Consider the following 6,135-nt stretch of genomic DNA (forward strand, 5'->3'; position numbering starts at 1 on the left):
TGTAAACAGGATCGTGCCCGATGTTAACCGTCTGCCGGACAAGCCGCCAGTCGATCAGGGTGTTGCTTAAGCTGCTACCACGACAACGCGTACGGTGGCTTCAACTTCGGCGTGCAGGTGCACGGCCACGTCGAATTCACCCACGTTGCGGATGGTGCCGTTCGGCAGACGAACTTCGCTTTTCGCCACTTCAACGCCGGAGGCGGTCAGTGCGTCAGCGATGTCGTGAGTACCGATCGAACCGAACAGCTTGCCTTCGTCGCCAGCGGTGGCAGTGATGGTCACTTCCAGCTCGGCCAGTTGGGCAGCACGGCTTTCAGCCGATGCTTTACGGTCTGCGGCGGCTTTTTCCAGCTCAGCGCGACGCTCTTCGAACGCAGCCAGGTTGGCAGCGGTCGCAGCGGTGGCTTTGCCGAAAGGCAGCAGGTAGTTACGGCCGTAACCGGCCTTAACGTTTACTTTGTCGCCCAGGTTGCCCAGGTTGGCGATTTTTTCCAGAAGGATCAGTTGCATGTGGAAATCCTCTTAACTTTTAACCTTCACCGTTCGCGTTATCGGTGTCTTTCGACACCCGACCGCGAAAATCAATCAGGCTGTCGACAATGGCCAGAACCACGAGCAACGGATAGATCAGCTGCATGAACAGCAACAGCGTTACGTACAACCCCACCAGCCAGAAACCGGCCAGTCGCCTTTGCGCCACCAGCCCGTGAATCAGGGCCAGCCCGGCGAACACCAGCGGTACACTGCACAACGGCGTCAACATGGCCATCTGTGCACCGAGATTCGGGCCCAGAAGCATCAACGCCAGCAGCAACATCGCCGGTCCCAGCGGGATCCGGATGGCGCGAAACTCGCGACCAAAACCACCCGGGTTGTACAACAACGCCTGCCAGTAACGCCCGACAATCAGGCTCAGCACGCTGACGATCTGCAACAACGCCGCAATCAGGCCGGTCAGGACCGGTGAAATCAGCGACGCAAAACGCGCCTGCTCGTCTACCGACAAATGTTGGTAGGCATCACCGAGAAGCGCGGGCATGACCTTTATCAAGGCCTGCGCCAGCATCTCGATCTGGGGCGCGAACGCCGCCCCGAGCACCACTGAAAACACCAGCCCCATGGCTACGCTGACCAGCAGCGTACGGACCCAGGATTCGCTTGCGCGCAACACCAACGCAAGCCCCGAAGACCCCAGCAGCACCAGAAGTGCCCGTGGGTCATCGGCATACAACCACCAGATCAATGCCGGCAGCAGTCCCAGTGACACGACGCCCAGGGCGTCAGCCAATCCGCGCCGCAGAAGCACCAGGCTCCCGGCGGCAGCACCCAACCAATACAACAACGGCAATGTTGCACACCCGGCCACTACGAGAGTGGCCTGCATACGGCCGCGCATGATGAACTCAGCTATGGCACGCATGCATTCAATCCTTTGCTACTTGTCGACTGCCCGGTCTCAGCGGCCGTGGCTGTCGGTGTAGGCCAGCAGGGCCAGGAAGCGGGCGCGCTTGATAGCGGTGGCCAGCTGACGCTGATAACGAGCTTTGGTACCGGTGATGCGGCTTGGAACGATTTTGCCGGTCTCGGATACGTAGGCTTTCAGAGTGTTGAGATCTTTGTAATCGATCTCCTTCACGTCTTCAGCGGTGAAGCGGCAGAATTTACGACGACGGAAGAAACGTGCCATTTGATAGGCTCCTTAAAAGGTCCGTGGATTACTCGTCAGCGTTATCGCTGTTGTCGCTGTCGCTATCGCTGTCATCGCCATCGGCGCTGCCATCGTGCTCAGGACGTTCGCGACGCTCACGGCGCTCACTGCGGTTTTCTTCAGCCTTGAGCATCTCGGACTGGCCGGTAACGGCTTCGTCGCGACGGATGACCAGGTTACGGATCACAGCATCGTTGTAGCGGAAGTTGTCTTCCAGCTCGGCCAGGGCCTTGCCGGTGCACTCAACGTTCAGCATCACGTAGTGAGCCTTGTGAACATTGTTGATTGCGTAGGCCAGTTGACGACGGCCCCAGTCTTCCAGACGGTGGATTTTGCCGCCGTCTTCTTCGATCAGCTTGGTGTAACGCTCAACCATGCCGCCGACTTGCTCGCTCTGGTCAGGGTGGACCAGAAAGATGATTTCGTAATGACGCATGAATGCTCCTTACGGGTTGTAGCCTGCCGCTCAAAAACGGTCAGACAAGGAGTGAATGACACTTATGGACTTGCTGGCGCGGGGCACATGCATGCCTGCCGCCACAGCAAGGGGCGCAATTGTAGAGAAGGGACTGAAGAGGCGCAAGGCAATTGGTGATTATTTGAACAGTCACACTATCTGCCACAACAGAAAACACTGTGGGAGCGAGTCTGCTCGCGATGGCGGCTTAACATCCAACAATGATGCTGAATGTAACTCCGCTTCGCGAGCAGGCTCGCTCCCACATTTGAATCGGCGTAAGGCTTAAGCCTTTTTGGCAGCCGCCTTGGCCTTGGCACCGCGCTGGCGCTGGGCTTCGAACAGGCACACGCCGGTCGCAACCGAGACGTTGAGACTGCTGACGCTACCGGCCATCGGCAAATGCACCAGGTAATCGCAGTGCTCGCGAGTCAAGCGACGCATGCCCTTGCCTTCGGCCCCCATGATCAGGATGGTCGGGCCGGTCAGGTCCTGGTCATAGATGCTGACCTCGGCCTCACCCGCAGTGCCGACAATCCACAACCCGCGCTGCTGGAGTTTTTCCAGGGTGCGCGCAAGGTTGGTCACCGCCACCAGAGGAATCACCTCCGCCGCGCCGCAAGCCACTTTACGCACCACGGGCGTCAAAGTGGCCGACTTGTCTTTCGGCACGATGACCGCCAGCGCACCGGCAGCATCCGCCGAACGCAGGCAGGCGCCGAGGTTGTGCGGATCGGTCACGCCGTCGAGCACCAGCAGCAACGGCGCGCCTTCGGTGCGATCAAGCAGCTCGTCGAGCATCGCTTCGCCCCAGACCTGGCTCGGACTGACGTCCGCCACCACGCCCTGGTGCACGCCTTCGACCCAGGCGTCCATTTCGCGGCGCTCGGCCTGACCGATCTGGACCCGGTTTTCGTTGGCCAGTTCGATCAGCGTCTGCACGCGCGGATCATTGCGACTTTCGGCCAGCCAGATCTGCTTGACGCGTTTTGGGTGGTGACGCAGCAACGCTTCTACCGCGTGAACGCCGTAGATTTTTTCCAACTGACTCATGACTTCGCCTTCGGTTTACGCGCCCCGCCGCTTTTGGCTGGAGCGGAACCCGCTTTTGGCGGGCCTTTGCGGTGTTTGCTCGGTTTGGCTGGCTTGCCGCCGGAGGCCTTTTCAGGCGCCGACCGTCCGGCCTTTCCCCCGGACGCCGCTTTACCACCGTTTTTGGCATCGGCCAGCAGCGCCTTCTTCATCTCGCGACTTTTGCGCAGCTCGGCGTTTTTCGCCACGGCATCGCTTGGACGATAGGCCTCGACAGCCTTTTCCTTGGCGGGACGACGGCTGGCGGTTTTTGCCGGAGCTTTTTCTTCCACAACCTTGGCTGCAGGAGCGGTCGTCTCGGTGCCACGCTTCTTGCGGCCGATCGGCGCGCTGATGGTTTTTTCAGCCATCTCGAAGTCGATCTTGCGCTCGTCGAGGTCGACGCGCATGACGCGCACTTCAACGGTATCGCCAAGACGGAAGCTGCGACCGGTGCGCTCGCCCGCCAGGCGATGATGCACAGGGTCGAAGTGGTAGTAGTCGCCCGGCAGCGCCGTCACGTGTACCAGACCTTCGACATAGATATCGGTCAGCTCGACGAACAGGCCAAAACCGGTCACCGCAGTGATCACGCCCGGGAACGATTCGCCCACGCGATCCTTCATGAACTCGCACTTGAGCCAGTTCACTACGTCGCGGGTCGCTTCGTCGGCACGGCGCTCGCTCATCGAGCACTGCTCGCCGAGTTGCTCCAGCGCTGCTTCGTCGTACGGATAGATGCGCGCCTTCGGAATGGTCATCGCACCGGCACGGCGAACGTGCGGGGTGTCCTGTTTCGAATGGATCACGCTGCGGATCGCCCGGTGCGTGAGCAGGTCCGGGTAACGACGAATCGGCGAGGTGAAGTGGGTGTAGGCTTCGTAATTCAGGCCGAAGTGGCCTTCGTTCTGGGCGCTGTACACCGCCTGGCTCAGGGAGCGCAGCATCACGGTCTGGATCAGGTGGAAATCCGGACGATCCTTGATGCTGGCCAACAGGGCCTGATAGTCCTTCGGCGACGGACCATCCTTGCCTTTGTGCAGGGACAGGCCGAGTTCACCGAGGAACGCGCGCAGCTTTTCCAGACGCTCCGGTGGCGGACCGTCGTGGACGCGGTACAACGCAGGGATTTCGTGTTTTTTCAGGAATTCGGCGGTGGCCACGTTGGCCGCCAGCATGCATTCCTCGATCAGTTTGTGCGCATCGTTACGGGTGGTCGGACGGATTTCGGCAATCTTGCGCTCGGAACCGAAGATGATCCGGGTTTCCTGCGTTTCGAAATCGATCGCGCCACGCACGTGACGAGCCGCCAGCAATACCTTGTACAGCGCGTAGAGCTGCTTGAGGTGCGGCAAGACGTCGGTGTATTCACCGCGAAGCTTGCGACCTTCGGTCGCCTTCGGCGTTTCCAGCATCGCGCTGACCTTGTTGTAGGTCAGACGGGCGTGGGAGTGGATCACCGCTTCATAGAAGCAGTAGTCGGTCATTTCGCCGGACTTGGAGATGGTCATCTCGCAAACCATGGCCAGACGATCGACGTGCGGGTTCAGCGAGCACAGGCCATTGGAGAGCTGCTCCGGCAGCATCGGCACCACGCGCTCGGGGAAGTACACCGAGTTGCCGCGCACCTGGGCTTCGTTGTCCAGAGCCGAACCGATCTTCACGTAGCTGGAAACGTCGGCAATCGCCACGTACAACTTCCAGCCGCCGGAGAACAGGCGCAGTTTGCCTGGTTTGGCTTCGCAGTAGACCGCGTCGTCGAAATCGCGGGCATCTTCGCCGTCGATGGTGACGAACGGCAGATGGCGCAGGTCTATGCGCTTCTCTTTGTCTTTCTCTTCGACTTCCGGCTTGAGCTTGCCGGCTTCCTTCAGAACGGCTTCAGGCCAGACGTGCGGGATGTCGTAGGTGCGCAGGGCGACATCGATTTCCATGCCCGGCGCCATGTAGTTGCCGACGACTTCGATCACGTCGCCTTGCGGCTGGAAGCGCGGGGTCGGCCAGTGGGTGATTTTCACCTCGACGAACTGACCGATCTGGGCGTTGGCGTTGCGGCCCGGGGTGACCAGCACTTCCTGCTGGATCTTCGGGTTGTCCGCAACAACGAAGCCGATACCGCCTTCTTCGAAATAGCGGCCGACGATGCTTTCGTGGGCACGGGACACCACTTCAACGATCACGCCTTCGCGACGACCTCGACGGTCCAGGCCGGAAACACGGGCCAGAGCACGGTCGCCGTCAAACACCAGACGCATTTGCGCCGGGCTCATGAACAGATCATCGGAGCCGTCATCCGGCACCAGGAAACCGAAGCCGTCGCGGTGACCGCTGATGCGACCGAGGATCAGGTCGAGTTTGTCCACCGGCGCATAGGTGCCACGGCGGGTATAGATCAGTTGAGCATCGCGCTCCATGGCGCGCAGGCGGCGGCGCAGGGCTTCGATCTGGTCTTCTGTGGTCAGACCAAACTCTTCGACCAGTTGCTCGCGGGCAGCAGGCGAACCCCGATCAGCAAGGTGCTGAAGGATCAGTTCGCGGCTGGGAATAGGGTTTTCGTATTTTTCCGCTTCACGAGCGGCCTCGGGATCGAGGGACTGCCAATCGGCCATTAGAGAGTTTTCACCTTGTCTATATGCGGGTTAGTTTGGCATAGGCGCCATCAAACGGGAAATTTCCAACTATATAAGGCACCTCTGGGGCCTTGTATCGTCGCCTGAAGGGCGTTTTGAACACCGCCGGTAAAAAAAATCATTTTTTTTGCTGGCAGGGGTTTACAGTTAAAAAGTCGCTCCGTATAGTGCGCGCCATCGACGACGTACACACGTTGACGAGATGCCCAGGTGGTGAAATTGGTAGACACGCCAGCTTCAGGTGCTGGTGACCTTACGGTCGTGGA

At 59.9% G+C, this 6,135-nt stretch carries 7 protein-coding genes; all 7 read right to left on the reverse strand.

Translation table 11 applies throughout. The features are described 5' to 3' along the window. Positions 1-66: 66 nt before the first annotated feature. Entirely contained in the window at positions 67-513 is a 447-nt protein-coding gene (rplI, locus tag QLG12_RS09245; protein WP_003186385.1) for a 50S ribosomal protein L9, read from the reverse strand. A gap of 19 nt (positions 514-532) precedes the next feature. Then, a complete protein-coding gene (locus tag QLG12_RS09250; RefSeq protein WP_197869912.1) occupies positions 533-1,423 on the reverse strand; it encodes a hypothetical protein in 891 nt (296 codons plus the stop codon). A gap of 36 nt (positions 1,424-1,459) precedes the next feature. After that, entirely contained in the window at positions 1,460-1,690 is a 231-nt protein-coding gene (gene rpsR, locus QLG12_RS09255) for a 30S ribosomal protein S18 (RefSeq protein WP_002551829.1), read from the reverse strand. A 28-nt stretch (positions 1,691-1,718) separates the two neighbouring features. Further along, on the reverse strand, positions 1,719-2,147 hold the full coding sequence (gene rpsF / locus QLG12_RS09260) for a 30S ribosomal protein S6 (protein ID WP_007950702.1): 429 nt from the start codon (positions 2,145-2,147) through the stop codon (positions 1,719-1,721). Between the two features lie 306 nt (positions 2,148-2,453). Next, on the reverse strand, positions 2,454-3,221 hold the full coding sequence (rlmB, locus tag QLG12_RS09265; protein ID WP_007950704.1) for a 23S rRNA (guanosine(2251)-2'-O)-methyltransferase RlmB: 768 nt from the start codon (positions 3,219-3,221) through the stop codon (positions 2,454-2,456). Further along, positions 3,218-5,848 (reverse strand): ribonuclease R, encoded by a 2,631-nt coding sequence (gene rnr / locus QLG12_RS09270; protein ID WP_236194690.1) that lies wholly within the window; start codon positions 5,846-5,848, stop codon positions 3,218-3,220. The genes rlmB and rnr overlap by 4 nt, the downstream gene beginning before the upstream one ends. Before the next feature lie 50 nt (positions 5,849-5,898). Continuing rightward, on the reverse strand, positions 5,899-6,135 hold a 237-nt coding region (locus QLG12_RS09275), incomplete at its 5' end, for a hypothetical protein (RefSeq protein WP_282474354.1).

It is taken from the genome of Pseudomonas sp. V88_4, from assembly GCF_029967985.1.
Classification (GTDB): Bacteria; Pseudomonadota; Gammaproteobacteria; order Pseudomonadales; family Pseudomonadaceae; genus Aquipseudomonas; species Aquipseudomonas glycinae.

Bases quoted from the DNA above. Each gene is read 5' to 3' on its own strand.
- rplI (WP_003186385.1), bottom strand. From the start codon at position 513: ATGCAACTGATCCTTCTGGAAAAAATCGCCAACCTGGGCAACCTGGGC.
- QLG12_RS09250 (WP_197869912.1), bottom strand. From the start codon at position 1,423: ATGCGTGCCATAGCTGAGTTCATCATGCGCGGCCGTATGCAGGCCACT.
- rpsR (WP_002551829.1), bottom strand. From the start codon at position 1,690: ATGGCACGTTTCTTCCGTCGTCGTAAATTCTGCCGCTTCACCGCTGAA.
- rpsF (WP_007950702.1), bottom strand. From the start codon at position 2,147: ATGCGTCATTACGAAATCATCTTTCTGGTCCACCCTGACCAGAGCGAG.
- rlmB (WP_007950704.1), bottom strand. From the start codon at position 3,221: ATGAGTCAGTTGGAAAAAATCTACGGCGTTCACGCGGTAGAAGCGTTG.
- rnr (WP_236194690.1), bottom strand. From the start codon at position 5,848: ATGGCCGATTGGCAGTCCCTCGATCCCGAGGCCGCTCGTGAAGCGGAA.